Origin of the sequence: Vibrio sp. HB236076 (genome assembly GCF_040957575.1) — a bacterium.
Classification (GTDB): Bacteria; Pseudomonadota; Gammaproteobacteria; order Enterobacterales; family Vibrionaceae; genus Vibrio.
Window position 1 is genome coordinate 560,891 of sequence record NZ_CP162602.1, and the last position, 23,787, is coordinate 584,677.

At 47.5% G+C, this 23,787-nt stretch carries 24 protein-coding genes; 20 read left to right on the forward strand and 4 right to left on the reverse strand.

What is annotated here, in order from left to right; all coding sequences use genetic code 11:
• Positions 1-23 precede the first annotated feature (23 nt).
• The 4 genes from ahpF (at position 24) to AB0763_RS15795 (ending at position 3,314) form a co-directional block, all read left to right on the forward strand.
• Positions 24-1,619: an alkyl hydroperoxide reductase subunit F gene (gene ahpF / locus AB0763_RS15780; protein WP_306099406.1), complete on the forward strand. Its 1,596-nt coding sequence runs from the start codon at positions 24-26 to the stop codon at positions 1,617-1,619.
• Between the two features lie 125 nt (positions 1,620-1,744).
• Complete coding sequence (locus AB0763_RS15785) at positions 1,745-2,278, forward strand: helix-turn-helix domain-containing protein (protein ID WP_306099407.1); 534 nt, start codon at positions 1,745-1,747, stop codon at positions 2,276-2,278.
• A complete protein-coding gene (locus tag AB0763_RS15790; RefSeq protein WP_306099408.1) occupies positions 2,275-2,979 on the forward strand; it encodes an AzlC family ABC transporter permease in 705 nt (234 codons plus the stop codon). Before AB0763_RS15785 ends, AB0763_RS15790 begins: the two co-directional genes overlap by 4 nt.
• Positions 2,976-3,314, forward strand: coding sequence for an AzlD domain-containing protein (locus AB0763_RS15795; protein WP_306099409.1), 339 nt, complete (start codon positions 2,976-2,978; stop codon positions 3,312-3,314). The genes AB0763_RS15790 and AB0763_RS15795 overlap by 4 nt, the downstream gene beginning before the upstream one ends.
• 123 nt (positions 3,315-3,437) lie before the next feature.
• On the opposite strand, the gene AB0763_RS15800 is transcribed toward AB0763_RS15795, so the two are convergent.
• Positions 3,438-3,896 (reverse strand): DUF302 domain-containing protein, encoded by a 459-nt coding sequence (locus AB0763_RS15800; RefSeq protein ID WP_306099410.1) that lies wholly within the window; start codon positions 3,894-3,896, stop codon positions 3,438-3,440.
• Between the two features lie 255 nt (positions 3,897-4,151).
• Complete coding sequence (locus AB0763_RS15805) at positions 4,152-4,688, reverse strand: redoxin domain-containing protein (protein ID WP_306099411.1); 537 nt, start codon at positions 4,686-4,688, stop codon at positions 4,152-4,154.
• Between the two features lie 130 nt (positions 4,689-4,818).
• Here AB0763_RS15805 and AB0763_RS15810 point away from each other — a divergent pair, with 130 nt between their 5' ends.
• From AB0763_RS15810 to AB0763_RS15820, 3 genes are all read left to right on the forward strand, one after another.
• Entirely contained in the window at positions 4,819-5,718 is a 900-nt protein-coding gene (locus AB0763_RS15810; protein ID WP_306099412.1) for an AraC family transcriptional regulator, read from the forward strand.
• Between the two features lie 158 nt (positions 5,719-5,876).
• A complete protein-coding gene (locus AB0763_RS15815) occupies positions 5,877-7,286 on the forward strand; it encodes a DEAD/DEAH box helicase (RefSeq protein ID WP_306099413.1) in 1,410 nt (469 codons plus the stop codon).
• Positions 7,287-7,410: 124 nt separating this feature from the next.
• On the forward strand, positions 7,411-7,692 hold the full coding sequence (locus AB0763_RS15820) for a pyrimidine/purine nucleoside phosphorylase (RefSeq protein ID WP_306099414.1): 282 nt from the start codon (positions 7,411-7,413) through the stop codon (positions 7,690-7,692).
• A 234-nt stretch (positions 7,693-7,926) separates the two neighbouring features.
• Here the strand turns inward: AB0763_RS15820 and AB0763_RS15825 are convergent, their stop codons facing one another.
• The gene (locus tag AB0763_RS15825; RefSeq protein WP_306099415.1) at positions 7,927-8,832 is read right to left on the reverse strand and encodes a DNA-binding response regulator; all 906 of its coding nucleotides are present in this window, start codon (positions 8,830-8,832) and stop codon (positions 7,927-7,929) included.
• A complete protein-coding gene (locus AB0763_RS15830; RefSeq protein ID WP_306099416.1) occupies positions 8,816-12,196 on the reverse strand; it encodes an ATP-binding protein in 3,381 nt (1,126 codons plus the stop codon). The genes AB0763_RS15825 and AB0763_RS15830 overlap by 17 nt, the downstream gene beginning before the upstream one ends.
• Positions 12,197-12,454: 258 nt before the next feature.
• Between AB0763_RS15830 and urtA the strand changes: the two genes are divergently transcribed.
• The 13 genes from urtA (at position 12,455) to AB0763_RS15895 (ending at position 23,769) form a co-directional block, all read left to right on the forward strand.
• Complete coding sequence (urtA, locus tag AB0763_RS15835; protein ID WP_306099417.1) at positions 12,455-13,729, forward strand: urea ABC transporter substrate-binding protein; 1,275 nt, start codon at positions 12,455-12,457, stop codon at positions 13,727-13,729.
• A gap of 178 nt (positions 13,730-13,907) precedes the next feature.
• Positions 13,908-15,560: an urea ABC transporter permease subunit UrtB gene (gene urtB, locus AB0763_RS15840; RefSeq protein ID WP_306099418.1), complete on the forward strand. Its 1,653-nt coding sequence runs from the start codon at positions 13,908-13,910 to the stop codon at positions 15,558-15,560.
• Positions 15,561-15,562: 2 nt separating this feature from the next.
• Positions 15,563-16,648 carry an urea ABC transporter permease subunit UrtC gene (gene urtC, locus AB0763_RS15845; RefSeq protein ID WP_306099542.1) on the forward strand — a complete coding sequence of 362 codons (1,086 nt, stop codon included), beginning with the start codon at positions 15,563-15,565 and terminating at the stop codon, positions 16,646-16,648.
• Positions 16,645-17,481, forward strand: a complete 837-nt coding sequence (urtD, locus tag AB0763_RS15850) for an urea ABC transporter ATP-binding protein UrtD (RefSeq protein ID WP_306099419.1) — start codon at positions 16,645-16,647, stop codon at positions 17,479-17,481. The genes urtC and urtD overlap by 4 nt, the downstream gene beginning before the upstream one ends.
• The gene (urtE, locus tag AB0763_RS15855) at positions 17,478-18,173 is read left to right on the forward strand and encodes an urea ABC transporter ATP-binding subunit UrtE (RefSeq protein WP_306099420.1); all 696 of its coding nucleotides are present in this window, start codon (positions 17,478-17,480) and stop codon (positions 18,171-18,173) included. The genes urtD and urtE overlap by 4 nt, the downstream gene beginning before the upstream one ends.
• Positions 18,174-18,177: 4 nt before the next feature.
• The gene (locus tag AB0763_RS15860; protein ID WP_306099421.1) at positions 18,178-19,035 is read left to right on the forward strand and encodes an urease accessory protein UreD; all 858 of its coding nucleotides are present in this window, start codon (positions 18,178-18,180) and stop codon (positions 19,033-19,035) included.
• Positions 19,036-19,070: 35 nt separating this feature from the next.
• The gene (locus AB0763_RS15865) at positions 19,071-19,373 is read left to right on the forward strand and encodes an urease subunit gamma (RefSeq protein WP_306099422.1); all 303 of its coding nucleotides are present in this window, start codon (positions 19,071-19,073) and stop codon (positions 19,371-19,373) included.
• A 9-nt stretch (positions 19,374-19,382) separates the two neighbouring features.
• Positions 19,383-19,688 carry an urease subunit beta gene (locus AB0763_RS15870; protein ID WP_306099423.1) on the forward strand — a complete coding sequence of 102 codons (306 nt, stop codon included), beginning with the start codon at positions 19,383-19,385 and terminating at the stop codon, positions 19,686-19,688.
• Positions 19,689-19,712: 24 nt separating this feature from the next.
• Entirely contained in the window at positions 19,713-21,419 is a 1,707-nt protein-coding gene (gene ureC / locus AB0763_RS15875; RefSeq protein ID WP_306099424.1) for an urease subunit alpha, read from the forward strand.
• A 26-nt stretch (positions 21,420-21,445) separates the two neighbouring features.
• Positions 21,446-21,925 carry an urease accessory protein UreE gene (gene ureE, locus AB0763_RS15880; RefSeq protein WP_306099425.1) on the forward strand — a complete coding sequence of 160 codons (480 nt, stop codon included), beginning with the start codon at positions 21,446-21,448 and terminating at the stop codon, positions 21,923-21,925.
• Positions 21,922-22,584 (forward strand): urease accessory protein UreF, encoded by a 663-nt coding sequence (locus tag AB0763_RS15885; RefSeq protein ID WP_306099426.1) that lies wholly within the window; start codon positions 21,922-21,924, stop codon positions 22,582-22,584. Before ureE ends, AB0763_RS15885 begins: the two co-directional genes overlap by 4 nt.
• 1 nt (position 22,585) lies before the next feature.
• Positions 22,586-23,242: an urease accessory protein UreG gene (gene ureG / locus AB0763_RS15890; RefSeq protein ID WP_306099427.1), complete on the forward strand. Its 657-nt coding sequence runs from the start codon at positions 22,586-22,588 to the stop codon at positions 23,240-23,242.
• Positions 23,239-23,769 (forward strand): HupE/UreJ family protein, encoded by a 531-nt coding sequence (locus AB0763_RS15895; RefSeq protein WP_306099428.1) that lies wholly within the window; start codon positions 23,239-23,241, stop codon positions 23,767-23,769. Before ureG ends, AB0763_RS15895 begins: the two co-directional genes overlap by 4 nt.
• Positions 23,770-23,787 lie beyond the last annotated feature (18 nt).

Genomic DNA, 23,787 nt, shown 5'->3' on the forward strand with positions numbered 1-23,787 from the left:
CCATGAGTTAAATAGGAATCACTATGTTAGACCAAGCAATGAAACAACAGCTAAAAGCTTATCTAGAAAATCTAAAAACAAATATACAGCTTGTGCTGAGCCTCGACGACAGCGAGACGGCATCTAAGCTTGAGTCATTAGCGACAGATATCGCGTCTTTGAGCGACAAGATAGAAGTGGTCCGTAGTGATGACGCCAGTGCACGTAAGCCGATCATGCGTGTGGTTAACCCAGAAAAAGGCACGGCGATTGGTTTTGCCGGTTTACCTATGGGTCATGAGTTTACCTCGCTTGTGCTTGCACTGCTGCACAGTGGTGGTCATCCGATTAAACTCGAAGCAGACACGATTGCGCAAATTGCAGCACTCGACAAAAAACTCAATGTAGAAATCTTTATTTCACTGTCTTGCCAAAACTGCCCTGAAGTTGTGCAAGCTTTTAACATGATGTCGGCAATCAACCCATTGATCACCACAACGATGATCGACGGTGCGGCGTTCCAAGACGAAGTGAAAGAGAAAGACATCATGGCGGTACCGAGTATCTTCGTCAATGGCGAGTTGTTTGGTCAAGGCCGTATGTCACTGGCTGAAATTTTGAATAAAGTGGATGATGGCGCAGCGGAAAAACAAGCCGCAGCCATTAACCAACAAGCGCCGTTCGACGTGCTCGTCGTCGGTGGTGGCCCTGCTGGCTCTTCTGCCGCTATCTATGCTGCGCGTAAAGGCATTCGTACCGGTATCGTGGCTGAGCGTTTTGGTGGTCAGGTGATGGACACTATGGCAATCGAAAACTTCATTTCGGTAAAAGCGACCACAGGTCCAAAACTGGTTGCTAGCCTAGAAGAACACGTGAAAGAATACGGTGTGGAAGTGATCACTGAGCAACGCGCGGCGAAAATTACCGACGCTGAACAGACAGAAGATGGTTACATTCACGTTGAACTAGAAAGCGGTGCGGTACTAAAAGCGCGCTCTGTTATCAACAGCACTGGTGCTCGCTGGCGTGAAATGAACGTTCCAGGTGAGCAAGAATACCGCAACAAAGGCGTGGCTTACTGCCCACACTGTGACGGTCCATTGTTCAAAGGCAAGCGCACTGCGGTTATCGGTGGTGGTAACTCAGGTATTGAAGCGGCCATTGATCTCTCTGGTATCGTTGAACATGTAACGGTGCTTGAGTTTGCTGACACACTGCGTGCAGACCAAGTGTTGATCGACAAAGCGAACTCAACGCCAAATATCGAAATTATTAAGATGGCGCAAACCACACAAGTCCTTGGTGATGGCACTCGTGTAACGGGTCTGGAATACACAGACCGCAACACAGGTGAAACCAAATGGGTTGATGTTGCTGGTATCTTCGTTCAGATCGGCCTAGTGCCAAACAGCGAGTGGCTACAAGGTTCTGGTGTTGACCTTTCTCCTCGCGGCGAAGTTGAAGTCGACGCGCACGGTGCCACTTCCATGAAAGGGGTATTTGCCGCCGGTGACGTCACCACCGTCCCATACAAGCAAATTATTATTGCGATGGGTGAAGGGGCAAAAGCAAGCCTTGGTGCGTTTGATTACTTAATTCGCAACCCAGCACCGGCAAAAGCAGAAGCTCAAACCGCTTAATATTTTTGCTAACTTAATCAATCAAAGGCCACTTCAGTCGAAGTGGCTTTTTTTTGTTCTCGAATCTTGACAGCGCAAGTAAAAAGTTGTTCTATATATCGAACGTTCATTATATGGAACAATTTATGAAGGATCACCACAACTATGAGCTGCTCGGCCGTAACCTACAACGATTTCGGTTGGAGAAGCAGATATCATTATCTCAATTGGCCAAAGAAGCCGGTATCGCCAAATCGAATCTATCTCGACTCGAACAAGGCCAAGCCAATCCAACCTTAGACACCATCTGGCGCTTAGCCATGAGGTTAGAAGTGCCGTTTAGCCATTTAGTGGCGCACTTGGATTTTCCTCTCAGCGACAAAGGGGTGCAGGTCAAACTGATTGATCAGGGCACCGACGATCCCAATGTCGATGTGTATTGGATGAGCTGTGCCCCGCATACCGTTCGCCAAGCCGCGCCTCATTCTACCGGGTGTATGGAATCGATTTTAGTGATCAGTGGCGAGGTCATTGTCGGCCCTAATGGCGAAGCACGTGCGCTTAGCGCAGGGCAAACTTACCAGTTTAAGGCCGATCAAGCGCACCTTTACCAAACTGGCGAGCAATGGGCAAATTTCATGGTGACGATTGTTTATCAAGCGCAAGGAGCGGTGACATGAATCCTGCTCAAGCGCTTTCAACCAGCCTACAAGGGGTCAAAGACGCGTTACCGCTGTTAGGTGGCTATATACCCATCGCGATTTCCTTTGGTTTGATTTCGGTTCAATCTGGATTAACACCACTTGAAACCATCCTTATCTCGACGTTTCTCTACGCGGGGGCCTCTCAGTTTTTATTGGTCGCGATGATCGCGGCGGGCTCGCCAATCTGGTTAGTGATTGTGATGAGTTTGCTGATTAATGCGCGTCATGTGGTTTATGGCCCCAATCTCGCGCCTTATTTAAATGATCGCAAAGGGTGGTGGGTACTGATGCATGGATTGACTGATCAGGTGTTTGCATTAGCCTTGACTCGTTTACCGCAGTTAGACGCGAACGAGCGTTACCCATGGTTTATTGGTGCCGCGGTTTTAGCCTGGTTAAGTTGGGTGATTGGCACCGCCGTTGGGGCGATTACCGGGGATTCTCTGCTGACGCGTTGGCCAGTAGTCAGTGATGTCTTGCCCTTTGCATTACCGGCTTTATTTTTGGTTTTGTTATTACCAAGGTTTACCTCTGTGCAATGGGGAGCGACCTTAATCATCACTATGCTGGCAGCGATTGGCTTGAAAATGGCAGAGTTACCGAATCTTTCGATCCCTTTGGCGGCCTTGTTAGGTGGGTTGACGTTTTATGTATGCACGATGAGGAAGCCGATATGATGAGCACTGAGGTGACAATGGCGATCGCCATGATTTGTTTGGGGACGTTTTTATTGCGCTGCTTACCTATGGTATGGATGCGCCGTCGTTTGAAAGCCAATAGCTCTAAAGCCAATCAAGCTACGCCATTGTGGTTACAAGTCCTCGGACCTACCATGATTGCGGCCATGTGTGGGGTGTCTTTGGTGCCGGCTCACCCGTCAACCTTATTGGCGTTTGCGGCTATCGTTGGTTGTGTTGCGACGGTGCTGACTTGGTGGTTTTCTCGCTCATTGGCGTTGCCGGTATTAGTGGGAGTAGTCTGCTATGCTGTCGTGGTGTTATTGGGGGGATAAACAGGCAGAGTAGTTAAGGCCATCAAATCAGAGGTGAATGTACTCTCACCGTTAAAAAAGCTCACTGCTTGAGTGAGCTTTTATTTTGATTGGTGATTGAGCTGGTTTTAGCCAACGGCATGGTTAGTGCGTTGCCGCCTTAGCAAAGTTGGCCAAAGCTTGGCTGACTTTATTTAAGGTATCATCACAGCCTTCTATATGGTGTCTTTTAGCTAGATACTTAGGATCATTATAAGTTAACCATACTTCACCTTGTTCATTTTCACTGATCAAGGCTTTTTGCGGTAAATCAATCGCCATGCTTTGTTGGCAGACCATGAGTGGTGATCCGACTTTCGGGTTACCAAAAATGACGACTTGGGTTGGTCTTAGGTCGATATTGACGCCTTTGGCCCCTGCTGCATGATCAACTTTCGCAAAGATAGTCATGCCTTTACTGGTGAGGACACTCTCTAACTTTTGTACCGTGGTATTGACGTCGTAGTGACTTTTCACTGAGACCAAGCCATTTTCATGGGCCGTTGCGTTGAAGGAAGTGACGACAGCAAGACCGGTAATAGCCAACCAATGGATAATTTTCATTCTTCTTTCCTTGATAATCCGCGTTAATCGATTCATAGCCAAGCAATTAAATCAAATATGGTTTACGAGAGATAGGTCAGTCGCGTCAAAATTGTGTCGATATCACAGATTGTTGACGTAACGACCTGAGCGGGAAAATCAGAATGACATGTGGATTGGAGACCGTGTTCAAAAGGCACGCCCTCTGATGGCGATAAAGCAGTGCGAAACGGCGGCACTACTTTATCGAGAAAGGTGAGTTACCTACCGGCGTGATTACTCGCCTTGAAACGTACCGCGAATAGGGTAGCCGTCTTGGCCGCGAACAAAGGTAATACCGCGAACAATCACTTCAGGTTCAGGGCGCAAGAACGGCACATTCGAGATATCGACGGCTTGAACTTGCCCTTGCTCATTAATGATAAACAAACCAGGCTCAGCAAAGTTGTGATCGGTTTCTTGTGCAGAACGTGGGATCGACACATAAAGCCCTAAGGTTTCCATCTGCTCGAGCGTTAACCCATAAGCGATCGGGAAAGTCACATTAAGCTGTTCTAGGTGGCTTTCAAGTTGCGCTTTGCTGTCGGCTGACACTGCAGTAATACTCACGCCAATGTCATTTAACGCGGCTTGGAAAGTCTCTAATTGGTTTAAATAACGCGTACACAAAGGGCAATGTTGACCGCGGTAAACAATCAACAATTGCCAATCAGCGCCACCGTGCGCTTTGTTGAGTTCAATGCTGCCTTCCAAAGTGTTGGCAGTAAGGGTAGGAAAGGGTGTACCTGGTACTAGCTTTGATGAAAAACCCATTGTTCTCTCCGTATTGGTTGTGAGATGCTGAATGCGTCGCAGGCAAAGCGATGATCGATGTGCCTGCGACGCTATCCTTTCAATGTAAAGCCACTTTATGGACAAGGCTATGCCTTGAGGTACGTTTATTATGCTCAATCGTTCAATGATGAATGATCCTATCTCTTTGCTGTTCTCACAACTCAAGCTGTCAGTGGAGTTGTCGGTTAATGCCCAATTTTGCGGTAATTGGTGGGTGGGCAAAAAACAAGAAGCGCGTTCTTTTCATCTCATTTCACACGGTGAGTGTCATCTCAGTATTAACCAAATCGCCGTTGATACCCTTAACGCAGGCGACATTATTATTTTTTTACGGGCAACCGAGCACAAGATCACGCCTTTGCATGGCAGTGCAGAGCAAGCGCAGCGCTGTCACTTTGACGGTGGGATCATTGAAGGTTCGACCGGCATGCTGTGTGGGTATTTCGACTATCAAAATGCCCAAAGCCAAAACTTGATCGACAGCTTGCCAGACTATTTGCTGATTAAACGCAACCCTCAAAGTCAACCGTGGATCGATCCATTACTACAGCTCATTCAAATTGAAACTCAAACTCAGCGACTGGGCTCAGATGTGTTGTTATCGCACTTTGTCGAGTCATTGATTTTGCATGCGATTCGCAGCTATTTTGAACAAGAGCAAATGGATATTGGTATTGTGGCTTTATTTTCTCACCCAAAACTCGGCCTGGCGGTTAAGGCGATTCACGCTCAACTTGATCAAGCGTGGAGTGTCGATCAGTTGGCGAAAACTTGCCATATGTCGCGCACCAGTTTTGCCACTCAGTTTAAGCAAGTCAGTGGCCAAACACCGATGGAGTACCTCTCTTGGTGGCGCATGTTGTGTGCCTGGGATAAATTGCACCATGGTGAGTCCGTTGCCCAGGTCGCCTCTGCCGTTGGGTATCGCTCAGAAGCGGCGTTTGCTCGTCAATTTAAGAAAACTTTCCAATTGGGGCCAGGTGAACTTCGTCGCCTCGACCATCGATAGCATTGAGCAATGGATAACAACCAAGAGCGATTTGATGGGCCTTAATTGCAAATACACTTGCTCCTAGTTAAGAAAAAGCGCAGAATGGCGAACTTTTCATTTCCTGGCTCTGGTGTGGTTTTTATGCTCCGGTGGCCAATCACCTCGAGATTACATATATGAGTTTTAACACCTTAGGCTTATCACAGCCCATTCTTCGCGCTATTGATGAGAAAGGTTACTCAACACCATCGCCGATTCAACAACAAGCCATCCCCGCGATTTTATCGGGCAAAGATGTGATGGCGGCGGCGCAAACCGGTACTGGTAAAACCGCGGGCTTTACGCTACCGATCCTAGAAAAATTGTCACAGGGTCACAAAGTCAAAAGCAACCAAGTGCGAACCCTGATTTTAACCCCGACACGTGAACTGGCGGCACAGGTTTATGACAACGTGGTCGAGTACAGTAAACATGTGTCTTTGAGTTCTGCGGTTGTCTTCGGCGGCGTTAAAATTAACCCGCAAATGCAGCGATTGCGCAAAGGGGCAGACGTGTTAGTCGCCACCCCGGGTCGTTTAATCGATTTGTATCAGCAAAACGCCATCCGATTTGATCAACTCGAGTGTTTAGTGCTCGATGAAGCCGACCGCATGCTGGATATGGGCTTTATCCGTGATATCAAAAAGGTATTGCAATGGCTGCCGAAAAAGCGTCAGAACCTGCTTTTTTCTGCAACTTTTTCTGATGAGATTCGCGAGTTAGCCAAAGGACTTGTCAATCAGCCAGTCGAAATTTCAGTGACACCGGCTAATTCAACCGCGGTGACGATTGAGCAGGCCGTTTACCCTGCTGACGTCAAAAAGAAAGCGCCGATGTTGGCCAAATTAATTGTTGATGGCAACTGGCAGCAAGTATTGGTCTTTACCCGTACCAAGCGCGGTGCCAATCGCCTTGCCGCGTTTTTAACTGAGCAACAATTGGCCGCCGCCGCCATTCACGGCAACAAAAGCCAAGGGGCAAGAACCAAAGCACTCGCGCAATTTAAATCCGGTGAGTTAAGAGTCTTAGTGGCGACCGACATAGCCGCGCGCGGTATTGATATTCCGCAATTGCCTCAAGTGGTGAACTTTGAATTGCCCAATGTGGCCGAAGATTATGTTCACCGCATTGGCCGTACGGGGCGTGCCGGTGAGCCGGGTAAAGCGATTTCTTTAGTCTGCGCTCAAGAAGCGGACGATTTGTTTGGCATCGAGCGCTTGATTCAAAAAGTGTTGCCACGCCTATCTTTAGAAGGGTATGCGGTGACCAATGTGGTACCCGAGTCAAAGCTAGACACGCGCCCGATAAAGCCGAAAAAACCGAAAAAACCGAAAAAGCATCACGATAACCAAGCGCGTCCAGGTACGGATGCCAAAGCGCCGGCCAAACGTCGCCCACGTCCTGCAGGGGCGCGCTCGTCTGGTTCAGCGCGTTCGGGCCAGGGTAAACCTGCTGAGCAAGGCAATGGTACCGACAAACCCAATCAAGGTCAGAAGCGCCGTCGCCCACAAGGTGAAAAACGTCAATTTAAGCCTCAAAACAGCTAAGTCTTAATTAAAGAAGGGGGAATCTGTGACCGATAATTCATTTTTCCCCTTCGCAAAACACAAGACTTGAATTTATTGAATTGTTGGGCTATCAATAGCCTTTAGTAAAAATCAAGGAAGCAGTATGATTAAGGAAAACAGTTACTTCGAAGGCCAAGTGAAGTCGTTAGGCTTTGTATCAAGTGGTGATACGTCTAGTGTGGGTGTGATGGCAAAAGGCGAATACACCTTTACTACACAAGCACCAGAAAAGATGACCGTTATCAAAGGGCAACTGACGGTAAAATTGCCCGGCAGTGTCTCTTGGCAAACCTTTTCGGCTGGTCAGTCTTTTGAAGTCCCCGGCGATGACAAATTTTTAGTCCAAGTCGAAGTGGACAGCGCCTACTTGTGTGACTACCTATAAGCGCTAAGGTCATTTCCCCTGCATCCGTGGGGGAGATGACTGGTCTCAGGTAACGGTTTTTCATCGCCTTTATTTACCTATAGCACGGTTATACAAGCGAAGAAGAACTGGTAATGAGTCTGCCAGCAACAAAACGCTACTCTCAACGGCCTCAGAGGGTAAGTGTTACGTCTATCTCACTTATCACCGTCGCTTTCTCCACCGTGAAATACCTAAATTAGTCACGTTGATCGTTTAATGATCGTGCTCTAACACCCTAACCGATAAACTCACTGCCGACGTGCGGTTATCCACTTGCAATTTTTTGTATATTTGCTCTAAGTGCTTGTGCACGGTTCTCGTACTCATTGTTAAAATTTGCGCAATTTCCCAGTTGGTTTTGCCGTAAGATAACCAGTAAAGAACTTCAGATTCACGTTTAGTGAGTTTAAAAGCCTGTTGTAAGCTTTCTTCACGGTTGTGTTTCTTCGGCGTCGTGATGCGAATCAGTGATTGAATACTGTTGTAATCCCCGGTGTAGGACACTTCTAGGTTTGGCGTAAATTGTTTTAATATCAGCGGTTTTTTCTGTGGGTCTTGCATTAACCACAACGCAATATCTTGTTGAATTAACAGCCACGTTTGTAACGAATCTTCCCCTAACGACCCTAATAATTCTTGTGCATGGGGGGTGGCCCACTCCAAGTGACCGTTATTCGACACACAAAAAATATACTGACCGGCGTAGTCCAACGCCGCTTGTGCGGATTTGGCTAAACGGGCACTTTGACTGTGTACTCGAATGCGCGCTAGGACTTCATCTGGATTGACCGGCTTGGTGATATAATCGGTACCTCCGCTTTCAAAGCCTCGGATAACATGTTTGGAGTCATTGAGCCCGGTCATAAAGATGATCGGGGTAGATGGCAACTGTTCTTTGAGTTTGACACAGGTATCAAAGCCATCCATTTCTGGCATGATGGCGTCGAGTAGAACCACATCGGGTTGTACTTTTTTCGTGATCGCTAATGCTTGCAATCCACTCAGTGCGACCAATACCGTCAGGCCGGCTTGATTGAGTGTGGCATTGAGCATGCCTAGCGACTCGGGTGAATCATCGACCACCAGAACGATAATATTATTATTAGTAATAATGCTCATCAATTAACCTATCCACATCAGAGATGATTTTATTCAGATGACAACTTACAACATCGGCTCTTAACGTCTTGATAAAAGAAGAGTAAGTGTGCTGTGGTAATTTATCGAGTTCTTGACTTATCCCGGCTAAAAACCCGATTTCAGCGTATTCGCGAATTTTTCGTAAACGGTTTTCTGGGGGGACTTGTTGTGAAAAGCTGTCCGTTTTAGCCATCACCTTGTCGGGATTAAGGTCACTTTTTATATCGTATTGCCAATCAATTGCCAGCAACCGGTTAAGCTTGGCTAGCAGTGATGGCAGTGACACGGGTTTGGTCAGGTAGTCATCGTGTATGCCGTTTAAATGCCCATGGGTTTCAAATTCTTGAATATTGGCTGATAACATAATGATGGGTTGCAGGTAGCGTTCTTTTCTCAGTTGAATCGCCAATTGCCAGCCGTTGACGACAGGCATAAAAATATCCAACATAATTAAATCGATTGTGCGTGTTTTCATTATGTCTAAGGCTTGCTGCGCACTGTCGGCCAGTTCAATATCAAACCCCAGTGGAGTCAGTAGGCTTTTCACTAGGTCGCGTTGGTCTTTAATATCATCGACGACTAAAAGGGTTTTGCGTTCGCCTTGATATCCGATCACGGTGTCGTTGATCATGTCCGGTTCCAACTTGCCAACACGGACCTCAGGCAGCATGAGTTTTAAAACAAAACTACTGCCGTGGCCAAGTTGACTGGTACACGATATGTCGCCGCCCATCATTTCTGCAAGGACATTCGAAATGGTCAAGCCAAGGCCGGTGCCAGAAATGAGGGCAGTTTTGTCATTTTCGACTCGCTCAAACGGCTTGAAAATTTTCTTAATATCGCTTTTTGATAGTCCAATACCCGTATCATGGACACGAAAAGCGACCACTTGATTGCGATAGGTGACCTTGAAGGAGATGGTTCCCTTTTCGGTGTATTTGACCGCATTATTTAACAAATTGATTAGGATTTGTCGCAAGCGCTGCTTGTCGGTCGAGACAAATTGAGGGATGTTTTTACTTGAATTAAATTCAAATGTCAGTCCTTTGCGCTGTGCTTGCATGGCAAACATTTCCACTAACTGCTCGAGAAGCGTAGGGAGGCTGAACTCTTCGCGGTGAAGCTCTAAACGACCGGCTTCAATTTTTGATATTTCAAGTAGGCCTTCGATCAAATCGGAAAGGTGTTTACCGTTGCGTTTTAATATATCGGCGTATTGTCGTGTTTGTTCATCCAGTTTACGGTCATTACTCATCAATTGTGCATAACCTAATAGGACATTAAGCGGCGTTCTGAGCTCGTGACTCAAGCTGGCTAGATAGCGACTTTTGGCGTCATTGGCGGTTTCTGCCGAGCGTTTGGCGATCTCCAATTCTTGGGCCGTTTTTTGGTGCGCGTTGATTTCAAGTGTCAGCAAATTGGTGTGTGCCTGCAGTTCTTGTAACGCCGTTTGATTACTGGTTCTAGCCAATACAAATAGCCAACTGATGATGCCAATCGGTATCAGCAACAAGGTAAAGGATTTGAGTAGCCCCGTTGATAGGGTCTCCATATGATAAGGGCTAAGGTTGGGGACTTGGGTATAAGCAATCGTCAATATCGCGCCCATTGCGAGACTGACCATCACCATCACGACGATAAACTGGATGACGGTCGAGGATAAGTGTTTTAACCATTGTGACGGAAAAATAGGCGATAAAAACGATTTGATCTGAGCAGAGAATGTCGCCTTGGGACGGCACATGTCTCGGCAGCGAATATCGAGGGTACAGCACAAAGAGCAAATTTGCCCTCCGTAGGCGGGGCAGAAAGACATGTCTTCATGCTCAAACGTCAACTCACAGACACTGCACTGGTGTTCGCCCTGACTGTGGTACGGGTTGCGGTGCGGTTTGACTAAGTAAAAACGCCCTTTGGTTAGCCAAGCGATGATGGGCGCGAATAAAAAAGGCAACAAAAAGGCAATGTAGGAGGCAAAGGCTTTTACCCAAGGACCATAACAATCCAAATGGGCGGTGATCCCCACGACAGAGGACAACACCATCGAGCCCAAACCAACCGGGTTGATATCATAAAGCTGAGAGCGTTTGAACTCGATACCTTTGGGGCTTAACCCCAAGGGTTTATTAATGATCAGATCGGCGACAATCGTACCAATCCACGCTAACACCAACACAGAATAAATTTGTAACGTCTTTTCGATTAATTGATAAACCCCTAACTCCATTAAAACCAATGCCACGAGGACATTAAAGATCATCCAAACGACACGACCAGGGTGATGATGGGTAATGCGAGAGAAAAAATTAGACCAGGCTAGGGAGCCTGCGTAGGCGTTGGCAATGTTGATTTTCAATTGCGAGATGATGACAAACATTCCCGCTAAAAAAAGCGCAATGCCCGTGTCGTCAATAGAGTAGGTGAAAGCAGTAAAGTACATATGGGCAGGGTCACCGGCAAGGCTAGGTATCACGCCTTGGCTAATCGCTAACCAAGCAAGAAAGCTGCCTAACACCAACTTCAAAGCTCCGAATACCATCCAACCTGGGCCGCCGGTGAGCATCGCTGCCCACCATTTGACCTTACCGACTTTTTCTTTGGGCGGTAGAAATCGCAAAAAATCGACCTGCTCACCGATTTGCGCCACGATGGAAAGCAATACCGCCGAAGCCGACCCAAATAATAACCAATCAAACTGAGTACCTGTTGCTTGAGCACCTGAATAGTTAAGCCAGGTGTTGAGATCGGCATCTTCATGGGTGAAGACATAGATAAGGGGGATCAGTTGCAGTAATAGCCAAATCGGTTGTGACCACATTTGAAAGCGACCGATATTGCTGATCCCTAAAATGACAATCGGAATCACAATAAACGCACTGAGCATATAAGCAATGCTCAAAGGGATGCCAAATAACAACTCAATGGCCATCGACATTATCGACGCCTCTAAGGCGAAAAAAATAAAAGTAAAAGAGGCATAAATGAGCGAGACGATGGTGGAGCCTATATAGCCAAATCCGGCGCCTCGGCTCAGTAGATCAACATCAACACCGTATTTAGCGGCGTAATAACAGATGGGAATACCAGAAAAAATCACCACTAAGGCGACCGCAAAAATGGCCCATAGTGAGTTGGTAACCCCATAATTTAATGTAATGGTCCCCCCGAGTGCCTCCAACACCAAAAACGAGACAATACCAAGGGCAGTATTGGCCACCCAACTGGAAGACCACTTACGAGCCCGTTTGGCGGTGAAGCGCAAAGCAAAGTCTTCGAGCAATTCATTGCCGACTAATTTGTTGTAGTGTCGACGGGTGATGGGCACTTTAGCGGATCTATTCATTCTCTTCCTTGAGAGTGGGATCGAACAAGGTCAAAACTACACATCCTGTGTAAACCAATAAGTATAGCGCGATAGATAGTCGTTACCTATGCGTAATTGTACGTAGATGAAGTGCATCAACTGCGAATAGGCATCATTGAAGACTTAATCAATACTGGTTTTGTTCATCGCGGTAGAAGTTCCCAGTCAAATGAGGCGGGAGGCCGTTCGACAGAATATTTACACTCAACCATTAAATCCATACAAGGAAGAAGACGAATGAAACGGAATTTTCTAGCGACTTCAATGTTAGCTGCCTCATTACTCAGTCATTACGCCATGGCGGAAGATACGATTAAAGTGGGCGTATTACACTCTTTATCTGGCACCATGGCCATCAGTGAGACCACGTTAAAAGACACCATGCTGATGTTGATCGATGAACAGAATAAAAAAGGCGGCTTACTCGGAAAAAAACTGGAAGCCGTGGTGGTTGACCCCGCCTCAAACTGGCCGTTATTTGCCGAAAAAGCACGAGAGTTAATATCAAAAGACAAGGTTGATGCCGTCTTTGGTTGTTGGACATCGGTATCTCGTAAGTCCGTTTTGCCCGTGTTTGAAGAGCTAGACAGCTTGCTTTTCTACCCGGTTCAATACGAAGGTGAAGAATCGTCGAAAAACGTTTTTTACACTGGTGCCGCGCCCAATCAGCAAGCGATTCCAGCCGTTGATTATTTATTGGAACAAGGGGTTGAGCGATGGGTGTTAGCCGGTACCGACTATGTGTACCCAAGAACCACCAACAAAATTCTTGAATCGTATTTAAAAGAAAAAGGCGTCGCTGAGAGTGACATCATGGTGAACTACACCCCGTTTGGTCATTCTGATTGGCAGTCCATTGTTTCTGATATTAAGAAGTTTGGCTCTTCTGGCAAGAAAACGGCCGTCGTATCCACCATTAATGGTGATGCGAATGTTCCTTTCTACAAAGAATTGGGTAACCAAGGCGTTTCTGCCGATGAAATCCCAGTGGTGGCGTTCTCGGTCGGTGAAGAAGAGTTGTCGGGCATGGACACGTCAGCACTGGAAGGACACCTTGCCGCGTGGAACTACTTTATGAGCGTTGAGTCGGATCAAAACGATGAGTTTATCGAGCAATGGCACAAATTCATCAAAAGTGATGAGCGCGTAACCAATGATCCGATGGAGGCAACGTATATCGGTTTCAATATGTGGGTAGAAGCAGTGAAAAAAGCGGGTACGACGAATCCTGAAGTCGTCGGTGATGCACTCATTGGGGTGACAGTACCCAATTTGACTGGCGGTTACTCAGCCATGATGCCTAATCATCATATCACCAAACCGGTGTTAATCGGCGAAATCCAAGATGATGGCCAGTTTGAAACCGTTTGGCAAACCTCTGGATTAGTCGCTGGTGATGCTTGGTCGGATTATCTTCCAGGTTCAAAAGACTTAATTGCTGACTGGCGTGAGCCGCTTTCTTGCGGTAACTACAACGTCAAAACCGGTAAATGTTCGGGTCAAAACTTTTAATTGGCAAGCTAGGTACTTCACGTGAAGTACCTAGCGACTTGCTTATTGCCAATGGATGAGTCAAAGCATTTTCGTTCCTAAACTGACTGAGCGGGTCATAGGGGTGAAAGCAGTTCTTTGGGGGTAAAGCCATTCTGTGTTTTATCCATTTTTGATCTTTATATTAGAGGTTTGTTGAATGGTACGTTCTCAACAGAAGTCTTTAACCTGGCATTGTCTTCGCATTAAGGCATGGTTTCTTGTCTTGGTGGCTCTTAGCACATGGAGTGCGACGATTTTTGCCCAATCGGTGAGCATAAATGATGAGCTAGAGCGTTTGGCAACACGCGATTATCAGCAAATCAGTGTTGCTATTAGCCGGCTGAGTCAACAAGGTGGCGAGCAGGCATTCTCAATTCTGAATCTATTGTTAAATGGCGATCTTTACCTAGACAAAAAAAAGCAAAACCTGGTTCAGTTAGTTGAAAAAAATGGCAGCCAGTATGTCATTGCCCCGCTGTTTAGCGATGAGGCATCTCAATTTGTCTCTGTGAGCCGCCGTACAGTCAAAAAAATAGGCATTAATAATCAGTTACGCGGTGAGATAAAAAAACACCTCGCTGTTCTCAGCCTTAGCCAGCCCAGCCCACAAGCGCGGATAAAGGCGGTGACGGCGTTGATGGGAGAGTTAGATGAACCAACCTATCAACGCTTAAAACAAGTAAGGGACGCCGAGGCGCACCCGGGTGTCCAGCAAAGCCTTGATACGGCATTGGCGATTTATCAACTCAAAACGTCAGCCGAGCCCAGCGCTCAACGGTCTGCGATTGACACACTAGGGGCGAGCTACCAACCAGAGGCGAGAAATGCGTTAAATCAATTTTTACTCACCGAGCCAAGTCACTCCTTCGTCGAAGCCACGGATCGTGCCTTACATCAGATCGCCCAGCGTGAAAACATCGCTGATTTTGTTGAAACCCTGTTTTTTGGCCTCAGTCTTGGATCGGTCTTAGTGTTGGCCGCGATTGGCCTCGCCATTACCTTTGGCGTCATGGGGGTGATTAATATGGCGCATGGTGAATTGATCATGCTCGGTGCGTATACCACTTACGTTGTTCAGACGTTAATGCCAAATCACATCGGCTGGTCCATTTTTATTTCGATACCCTTGGCATTTCTTGTCTCGGCAAGTGTCGGCGTGTTGATTGAGCGCAGCGTGATTCGCTTTTTGTACGGCCGCCCTTTAGAAACCTTATTAGCGACCTTCGGCATCAGCCTGATTCTACAACAGATGGTCAGAACGATCTTCTCACCATTGAATCGCAGTGTCTCAACGCCAGATTGGATGCAAGGGGTCATTGAGATAAACCCCATGCTCAGTTTGACGCTCAATCGAGTGTACATCATTGCTTTTTGTCTCTGCGTCTTTGCTCTGTTGTTTATGGTGCTCAGATACACTCGCTTGGGCATTGAAGTCCGTGCGGTATCGCAAAATCGAAATATGGCTCGTGCCATGGGCGTGAAATCAGAGCGCGTCGATGCAATGACGTTTGGGCTGGGTTCCGGGATTGCCGGTATTGCTGGGGTCGCTCTGAGTCAACTGACCAATGTCGGTCCCAATCTTGGTCAGTCTTATATTATTGATTCATTTATGGTGGTGGTGTTTGGCGGTGTCGGCAATTTATGGGGTACTTTGGTCGCAGGAATGTCCTTGGGTATCGCCAATAAGATTTTAGAACCTTGGGCGGGTGCCGTTTTGGCTAAAATCCTCGTGCTTGTCTTTATCATTTTGTTTATTCAAAAGAAACCCAGAGGATTGTTTCCTCAGAAGGGTCGTTCAGCGGAGGATTAATGATGGAATTCCAACCTAGGTTGTTTGATCGCTCTACACAGTTATTTTTAGTCGTCTTGGTGGCAGTTCTCAGTCTGATCCCAATGTTGAATCTGTTTATCGCAGAAGGATCCGCTCTGCATGTATCGACTTATACCATCACTTTACTCGGTAAGTACTTGACCTATGCCTTGCTCGCGGTTGCCGTGGATCTCGTGTGGGGATATTTAGGCATATTGAGCCTGGGTCACGCGGCATTTTTTGCATTAGGTGGTTATGCCATGGGCATGTACTTGATGCGCCAGATTGGCGACCGAGGTGTGTATGGCAATCCAGAGTTACCCGATTTTATGATCTTTTTGAACTGGCAGGAATTGCCTTGGTTTTGGCATGGGTTTGATCAATTTTGGTTTGCTATGTTGATGGTGGTGTTGGCACCTGGAATTTTGGCGTTTTGTTTTGGTTGGCTGGCTTTTCGTTCACGAGTGACAGGGGTTTACTTATCAATTATCACTCAAGCGTTAACCTACGCGTTATTGCTGGCATTTTATCGCAATGAAATGGGGTTTGGCGGCAATAATGGCTTAACAGACTTTAAAGATATCCTTGGTTTTAACTTACAAGATGACGCGACACGTTTGGCATTATTTGTTGTTTCTGGCCTTGCGCTAGCCATCGGATATATGTGCTGTCGATTCATTGTGGTCAGCCGACTAGGGCGTGTGGCGATGGCGGTTCGCGATGCTGAAGCACGCACGCGATTTACCGGCTACAAAGTGGAGTACATCAAGCTCGCTATTTTCACTTTTTCTGCTGTGCTTGCGGGTATTGCAGGTGCTTTGTACGTGCCACAAGTCGGTATTATTAACCCCTCAGAATTCTCACCCTTAAACTCGATTGAGTTAGTGGTTTGGGTGGCATTAGGAGGAAGAGCGACGCTTTATGGTGCTGTGGTCGGCGCACTTGCCGTGAATTATGCCAAAACCTACTTAACCGCCGCGTTTCCCGAAGTATGGCTGTTTAGCCTAGGGGCAATGTTTGTTCTCGTTACCTTATTGTTGCCGCAAGGCGTGACAGGGTTACTCAAACGCAAAAAGGTGAACTTATGAGTGTATTCAACGCAGCGCGAGCATTGGCTGACCGTCACCGTGTCTATGATTTTATGCAGCCGGACGTGAGCCCCTTGCTCAATGTCGGTCATGGCCACCTTCTTTATTTAGAAGGCATCAGTGTCGCTTTTGACGGCTTTAAGGCTATCAATGATTTAAATCTCTACATCAAACAAGGGGAATTACGTTGCATCATTGGCCCCAATGGGGCGGGAAAAACCACCATGATGGATATCATCACTGGCAAAACACGGCCTGATTCCGGCAGTGCGTGGTTTGGGCAAAACATTAACTTGCTGACAATGACAGAGCCAGAGATCGCCCAAGCGGGCATAGGTCGAAAGTTTCAAAAGCCAACGGTCTTTGAATTGCAAAGTGTATTTCACAATTTAGAACTTGCCATGGCTGGCCCTAAAACTGTGTTCTCAACCTTGTTGGCCAAATTAAACAGCGAGCAACTCGATTACATCGATCACGTTTTAAAGCAAATCGGCCTTTATGAGCAACGCTCTTTATTGGCGGGGGCGCTTTCTCATGGGCAAAAACAATGGTTAGAAATTGGCATGTTGCTCATGCAAAACCCCAAGTTATTACTGGTTGATGAACCAGTGGCGGGCATGACACATCAAGAAATGGATCGAACCGGTGAGTTATTAACCTCGCTGGCAGGAGAGCGAACCATCTTATTGGTTGAGCACGATATGGACTTTGTGCGCTCACTGGCCAAAGAGGTGACCGTACTGCACCAAGGTCATGTGTTGGCGGAAGGCAGTATGGATCACGTGCAGCGTAACCCCAAAGTGGTTGAAGTCTATCTTGGAGAAGAATCATGATTACGGTGAAAGGATTGAACCAATTTTATGGTCAAAGCCATACGTTGTGGGATTTAGAGATGCAGGTTCCTGAAGGCAAGTGCACGGTATTAATGGGCAGAAACGGCGTCGGAAAAACAACGTTATTGCAATGCATCATGGGGTTGCTATCTGTCAAAAGTGGCGAGATCAACTTTTGTGGTCAGGATCTGACTCAACAGGTGGCTGAAAAGCGCGCCCCGTTGGGGGTAGGGTATGTACCGCAGGGACGGCAAATTTTTCCCTTATTGACCGTGGAAGAAAACCTGCGCATTGGGTTGCCGATGAGATCGGATGGTGAAAAGCAAGTCCCAGAGTTCATCTTTGAATTGTTTCCTATTTTAAAAGAAATGTTGCATCGCCGAGGCGGGGATCTCTCTGGTGGGCAACAGCAACAACTGGCGATCGGTCGCGCCTTAGTGATTAACCCCAAGTTATTGATTTTAGATGAACCGACAGAGGGGATACAGCCGAACGTTGTGGCGGAAATTGGTGACATTATACGTCGATTAAACAAAGAACGAGGGCTAACCGTTTTACTGGTCGAGCAAAAATTGCCCTTTGCGCGAAAAGTGGCGGATCACTTTTGTATCCTCGATAGAGGCCGACAAGTGGCGACTGGGGCGATTGAAGACCTCAATGATGCGCTGGTAAAAAAGTACCTTACGGTGTAACGCTATGAATATGATGTGTGATCTATCCACCCAAATTGAGCGCCATTGGCCGGCTCATTTGAGATTGGACTTGGTAAAGTCTGGCAATAAAACGCAAATGAAACACATGGCGTTTAAAGGACCCCTTCGAGTACAGCGGCCATTTTACCCAGAACAAGACGTGTGCCACATTTACTTGTTGCACCCACCTGGCGGCTTGGTGTCTGGGGATGATTTACACATTGACATTCGGTGTCAACAAGGTAGCCACGCTTTATTGACCACGCCATCAGCGGGCAAAATTTATCAAGCTGACAGTAAAAATATCAAACAGTTACAGAGTGTTGATATTGAAGTAAACAATGGCGTATGTGAATGGTTACCAATGGAAACCATCGTATTCGATGGCGCACAAGGTCAATTAACCACCAACATCCAGTTGCATGGCGAGGCCAAGTTTATCGGCATTGACGTTTTTTGTTTGGGTCGGCCTAAAAGTGAGCTTCCGTTCAAATCTGGCAGTATTTCACAAAAACTTTCTATTTACCGAAACCATCGCCCTTTACTGCTTGAGCGACAAGTACTGTCGGCAACCGACCCTTTGTTGTCCGCCGCCAGCGGTTTTCATGGCCATTTGGTCTCTGGCACCTTGACCGTGGTTGGATTTGAGCATGGTGAAAAGATGGTGGCACCGCTGCGTGACTACATGGCCACAGAATCAGAAGGGGTGTTGAGTATTACTTATCGGCTCAACGTGTTGTTAGTGCGATACCTTGGGGATTGCAGTGAAGAAGCGCAACGTCTTTTACGCGCTTGTTGGGCATTTCTTCGTCCCTTGTTGCTTGAAAGGCCGGCGTGTTATCCAAGGATCTGGAACACATAGAGACGATGAAGACAATCAGGACAGAGGATGAATAAATGGAATTATTGCCAAGAGAAAAAGATAAGTTATTACTGTTCACGGCGGCATTGGTTGCCGAGCGCCGTTTGGCTCGCGGGGTAAAACTAAATTATCCAGAAGCCACGGCTTATATTTCTGCGGCAATCATGGAAGGCGCTCGCGATGGAAAATCCGTGGCGATGCTGATGAGCGAAGGACGCAATCTTTTGACCAAGGAACAAGTGATGGAGGGAATTGCCGAGCTGCTTGAAGAAGTACAAGTTGAAGCTACGTTTCCCGACGGGACTAAATTGGTCACGATTCACAACCCCATTCAATAGGAGAAAAGGATGATTCCTGGTGAATATGTTTTGAGCGAGGTACCTATTACCCTCAACGCTGACCGAGAGATCACAGTTATCGCGGTGGTCAATCATGGCGATCGCCCCATTCAAGTGGGCAGTCATTATCATTTCTTTGAAACCAACCCAGCCCTGGATTTTGAACGCTCAAAGGCCAAAGGCAAACGCCTAAACATTGCCGCGGGAACCGCAGTGCGTTTCGAACCCGGTCAAACTCGCCATGTAGAACTGGTTGGTATCGAGGGTGAACAAACCATCTACGGCTTTCGCGGTGACATTATGGGCAAGTTATAACCCACTAAGGGGCAGGAGAATACCATGGTAGAAATATCACGACAGGCGTATGCCGATATGTATGGTCCCACGGTTGGGGATAAAGTGAGGCTTGCTGACACGGAGTTATTTATTCAAGTTGAGAAAGATTTCACCGTGTATGGCGAGGAGGTCAAGTTTGGTGGCGGCAAAGTGATTCGCGATGGCATGGGGCAAGGTCAATTGTGCCGCGACCAAGTCATGGATTGTGTGATCACCAATGCGCTTATTTTGGATCATTGGGGGGTGGTGAAAGCGGATATTGGGATCAAAGATGGCCATATTGCCGCGATTGGCAAAGCAGGCAACAAAGACATTCAACCACAAGTGACGATCAACATTGGCGCCAGTACCGAGGTCATTGCTGGTGAAGGGCACATTGTAACGGCAGGCGCTGTGGATGCCCATATACACTTTATTTGCCCACAGCAAATCGAAGAGGCGCTGATGGCTGGCACCACAACCATGATCGGTGGAGGGACGGGGCCGGCAACCGGCACCAATGCTACGACATGCACACCGGGGGCCTGGAATATGAAACAAATGCTTCGCAGTACGGACTTGATGCCGATGAATTTTGGCTTTCTTGGCAAAGGTAATGCAAGCCTGCCAGAGCCTTTGGCCGAGCAGGTTGAAGCGGGAGTGTGCGGGTTAAAACTTCACGAGGATTGGGGGACGACCCCGGCATCGATAGACAATTGCTTATCGATTGCCGAGCAATACGATATTCAAGTGGCGATTCATACTGATACCTTAAATGAATCTGGTTTTGTTGAAGATACTTTAGCGGCATTTAAAGGCCGAACCATTCACACCTATCACACCGAAGGGGCAGGGGGCGGTCATGCTCCCGATATTATCGTTGCTTGTGGTGAGGCGCATGTTTTGCCTTCGTCCACTAACCCAACGCGTCCTTATACCATCAATACCGTTGATGAGCATTTGGACATGCTGATGGTTTGTCACCACCTCGACCCGAATATCCCTGAAGATGTGGCGTTTGCCGACTCGAGAATACGCAAAGAAACCATCGCTGCGGAAGACATTTTGCACGATCTTGGTGCCTTTTCCATGATCGCCTCCGATTCACAAGCCATGGGACGAGTCGGCGAAGTGATCACAAGAACTTGGCAAACCGCGCATAAGATGAAGGTACAACGAGGGTTTTTGCCACAAGACCAAGCCATCCAAGCGGATAATTATCGCGCCAAACGCTATATCGCAAAATACACCATTAACCCAGCCATTGCTCATGGAATTAGCCATGTGGTTGGCTCACTGGAAGTGGGAAAGCTCGCCGATATCGTGTTGTGGAAGCCGGCCTTTTTTGGCATCAAACCCTCGCTGATTATCAAAGGCGGCGTGATTGCGGCTGCGCCAATGGGCGATGCCAATGCTTCGATTCCCACGCCGCAACCCGTTCATTACCGCCCTATGTTTGGCGGCTATGGGCAAACGCCTGCGTCGACATCGGTGACTTTCACCAGTCAAGTCGCGGTGGAAAAAGGCTTAAAACAAGCCCTTGGTTTGGCTCGTGATCTCGTTGCTTGTCGTCATTGCCGGACGGTGACAAAGAAGGACATGATTCACAACGATTACATGCCGACCATCAGCGTTGACCCACAAACTTACGAAGTCCGTGCTGATGGGCAAGTATTGAGCTGTGATCCAGCGACAGAGCTGCCATTAGCCCAGCGTTATTCGCTATTTTGAGCCCAGAAAATCAAAGGAATTGAGCAATGTTACGAGTTATTCGTCGAAGTGATCACCATCATGGTGATATCTCAGATTCATTAGTTTTAGCTTATGAACTGCGTCAACGCGGCCGCTTTAGAGTAAGCAGTCAATCCGGTTTAGACGTGGGGGTCTTTTTGACCCGGGGGGACACACTGCAACACGGAGATTGTTTATTCACCGAGTGTGGAAAAGTGTTCAAGGTGGTTGCCGAAGAAGAAAAGGTGATCACCGCGGTGACAGAAGATTGGTTGACTTTCGCCAAGGCGTGTTATCACTTGGGCAATCGTCATGTGCCGATGGAGATTGGTGAACGGTGGCTGCGTTTTCAGCCAGATCACGTACTCGAAACCATGATCAGTTTACTCGGTTTAACCTGTCATCATCATTTCGCGATGTTTAATCCAGAATCGGGTGCCTATCATAGCGGTGGGCACAGCCATGGTCAGCATCAACACTCGACAAAGGAGCATGACCACGGATGAAGGCGCAATCGCTACTTTCTTTATTACACCTAAGCAGCCCCAGTTTGCCGATCGGTGCCTTCGCATACAGCCAAGGGCTCGAAGCCGCTGTCGACCTAGGCTGGGTACACGACGAAACGTCCTTGCAGGCATGGCTGACACCGATTTTAACCAACGCACAAGTCAGCCTTGAGATCCCCATTCTCATTCGTTGTTATCAAGCATGGCAAGCAGAAGACATGGCGGCGTTAAATCACTGGCAAGCGGTATTACTTGCCAACCGAGATACCGCCGAATTAGTGACAGAGGAGCAGTTACTTGGTCAAACTTTTCACCGATTGCTACTAAGCCTTGGCCTTGAGCTGCCAAGTGAGGCCAAATCGAACACCTATTTACCGCTTTTTGCCAAGGCGTGCTGTCATTATGGCGTGAAGACCGAGCACATGATCCTGGGGTGGTTGTGGTCATGGTTAGAAAACCAAATAACCGTCGCCTGCAAAACCATTCCCCTTGGTCAGACCGCGGCACAACGTGTGCTGATTGCGTTGATGCCCTGTATTGAAGACGCATTGCAAAAAGGCGTATTGGTCCAAGATGACAACATTGGTTTGACGTTACCCAATTATTCAATGGCATCGGCTTGGCATGAAACACAGTATTCAAGACTATTTAGGAGTTAATATGAGTTCACAATGTTTACGTATCGGCGTCGGCGGTCCGGTTGGTTCGGGGAAAACGGCCTTATTGCGTCAGTTGTGTTTGGCGATGCGATCGCAATACGACTTAGCGGTGGTCACCAACGATATTTACACCAAAGAAGACGCTGAGTTTTTACTGCGCAATGACGCCTTAGAAGCCGATCGAATCTTAGGGGTTGAGACCGGGGGCTGTCCGCATACGGCGATCAGAGAAGACGCATCTATGAACCTTGCCGCCATCGATGAGCTGCAACATCGTCATGCGAATTTGGAATTTGTTTTGGTGGAAAGTGGTGGTGATAATTTAAGTGCGACCTTCAGCCCGGAGCTCTCCGATCTCACCTTATACGTTATCGATGTGTGTGCGGGCGATAAGATCCCACGCAAAGGCGGCCCTGGAATAACCAAGTCTGATCTTCTGATCATTAACAAAACAGACCTTGCCCCTATGGTCAATGCGTCACTTGATGTCATGGACCGAGATGCGAAAAAAATGCGTGGTGATAAACCCTTTGTGTTTACGAACTTAATACGAGGCGATGGTCTACAAACCGTGATTGATTTTATTGTCGAACGCGGCATGTTAGAGCCGCGAAGCATTGATGTCGAAATGGCGCAACAACAAGGAGTATCACTATGAAAGGATTAATCAAAGGCATAGGCCTAGGGCTTTTTTGCGTTAGCTCTCACGGATATGCCCACACGGGCGCGCACATGCAAGCGAGCTTCTCGGGTGGTTTTTTTCATACTCTTACCGGGTGGGATCACGTAGTGGCATTTGCATTAATCGGTTTGTTTGTCAGCGTGTTTACGTTGAGAAAAGCCAGTCAGCTATTGTCGCTGATCGCCATGGCCATGACTGCGGGTTATCTTGTTGGACTCGAGTGGTCGGCGCCGACGTCAGTAGAAATCGTCGTGATCAGTTCATTGTTTGGCTTTCCCATCGCCCTGTGGATGTTAAAGCAAGGTGGGTTGAAAAGCGTTGTCGCCATGGGAGGAATTGTCGCGTTTAGTCTTGTACATGGCTTAGTACAAGGGGGAGAAGCACAGGGGTCGGCCTTCTTGTTCGGGATTGGCATTGTATTGGCTAGCGCGATGATCATGGTATTGAGTTGCGTCATTGGTCGTGTTGTCATGCGTCTTAGATTGACTCAAGCTTCGGTTTAACACGTACGCCGTCCATCA

Bases quoted from the DNA above. Each gene is read 5' to 3' on its own strand.
- AB0763_RS15800 (WP_306099410.1), bottom strand. From the start codon at position 3,896: ATGAAAATTATCCATTGGTTGGCTATTACCGGTCTTGCTGTCGTCACT.
- ahpF (WP_306099406.1), top strand. From the start codon at position 24: ATGTTAGACCAAGCAATGAAACAACAGCTAAAAGCTTATCTAGAAAAT.
- AB0763_RS15830 (WP_306099416.1), bottom strand. From the start codon at position 12,196: ATGAATAGATCCGCTAAAGTGCCCATCACCCGTCGACACTACAACAAA.
- AB0763_RS15885 (WP_306099426.1), top strand. From the start codon at position 21,922: ATGAAGGCGCAATCGCTACTTTCTTTATTACACCTAAGCAGCCCCAGT.
- AB0763_RS15825 (WP_306099415.1), bottom strand. From the start codon at position 8,832: ATGAGCATTATTACTAATAATAATATTATCGTTCTGGTGGTCGATGAT.
- urtC (WP_306099542.1), top strand. From the start codon at position 15,563: ATGGAATTCCAACCTAGGTTGTTTGATCGCTCTACACAGTTATTTTTA.
- ureC (WP_306099424.1), top strand. From the start codon at position 19,713: ATGGTAGAAATATCACGACAGGCGTATGCCGATATGTATGGTCCCACG.
- urtD (WP_306099419.1), top strand. From the start codon at position 16,645: ATGAGTGTATTCAACGCAGCGCGAGCATTGGCTGACCGTCACCGTGTC.
- AB0763_RS15790 (WP_306099408.1), top strand. From the start codon at position 2,275: ATGAATCCTGCTCAAGCGCTTTCAACCAGCCTACAAGGGGTCAAAGAC.
- urtA (WP_306099417.1), top strand. From the start codon at position 12,455: ATGAAACGGAATTTTCTAGCGACTTCAATGTTAGCTGCCTCATTACTC.
- urtE (WP_306099420.1), top strand. From the start codon at position 17,478: ATGATTACGGTGAAAGGATTGAACCAATTTTATGGTCAAAGCCATACG.
- urtB (WP_306099418.1), top strand. From the start codon at position 13,908: ATGGTACGTTCTCAACAGAAGTCTTTAACCTGGCATTGTCTTCGCATT.
- AB0763_RS15795 (WP_306099409.1), top strand. From the start codon at position 2,976: ATGATGAGCACTGAGGTGACAATGGCGATCGCCATGATTTGTTTGGGG.
- AB0763_RS15870 (WP_306099423.1), top strand. From the start codon at position 19,383: ATGATTCCTGGTGAATATGTTTTGAGCGAGGTACCTATTACCCTCAAC.
- AB0763_RS15820 (WP_306099414.1), top strand. From the start codon at position 7,411: ATGATTAAGGAAAACAGTTACTTCGAAGGCCAAGTGAAGTCGTTAGGC.
- AB0763_RS15805 (WP_306099411.1), bottom strand. From the start codon at position 4,688: ATGGGTTTTTCATCAAAGCTAGTACCAGGTACACCCTTTCCTACCCTT.
- AB0763_RS15815 (WP_306099413.1), top strand. From the start codon at position 5,877: ATGAGTTTTAACACCTTAGGCTTATCACAGCCCATTCTTCGCGCTATT.
- AB0763_RS15860 (WP_306099421.1), top strand. From the start codon at position 18,178: ATGAATATGATGTGTGATCTATCCACCCAAATTGAGCGCCATTGGCCG.
- AB0763_RS15810 (WP_306099412.1), top strand. From the start codon at position 4,819: ATGCTCAATCGTTCAATGATGAATGATCCTATCTCTTTGCTGTTCTCA.
- ureG (WP_306099427.1), top strand. From the start codon at position 22,586: ATGAGTTCACAATGTTTACGTATCGGCGTCGGCGGTCCGGTTGGTTCG.
- AB0763_RS15895 (WP_306099428.1), top strand. From the start codon at position 23,239: ATGAAAGGATTAATCAAAGGCATAGGCCTAGGGCTTTTTTGCGTTAGC.
- AB0763_RS15865 (WP_306099422.1), top strand. From the start codon at position 19,071: ATGGAATTATTGCCAAGAGAAAAAGATAAGTTATTACTGTTCACGGCG.
- AB0763_RS15785 (WP_306099407.1), top strand. From the start codon at position 1,745: ATGAAGGATCACCACAACTATGAGCTGCTCGGCCGTAACCTACAACGA.
- ureE (WP_306099425.1), top strand. From the start codon at position 21,446: ATGTTACGAGTTATTCGTCGAAGTGATCACCATCATGGTGATATCTCA.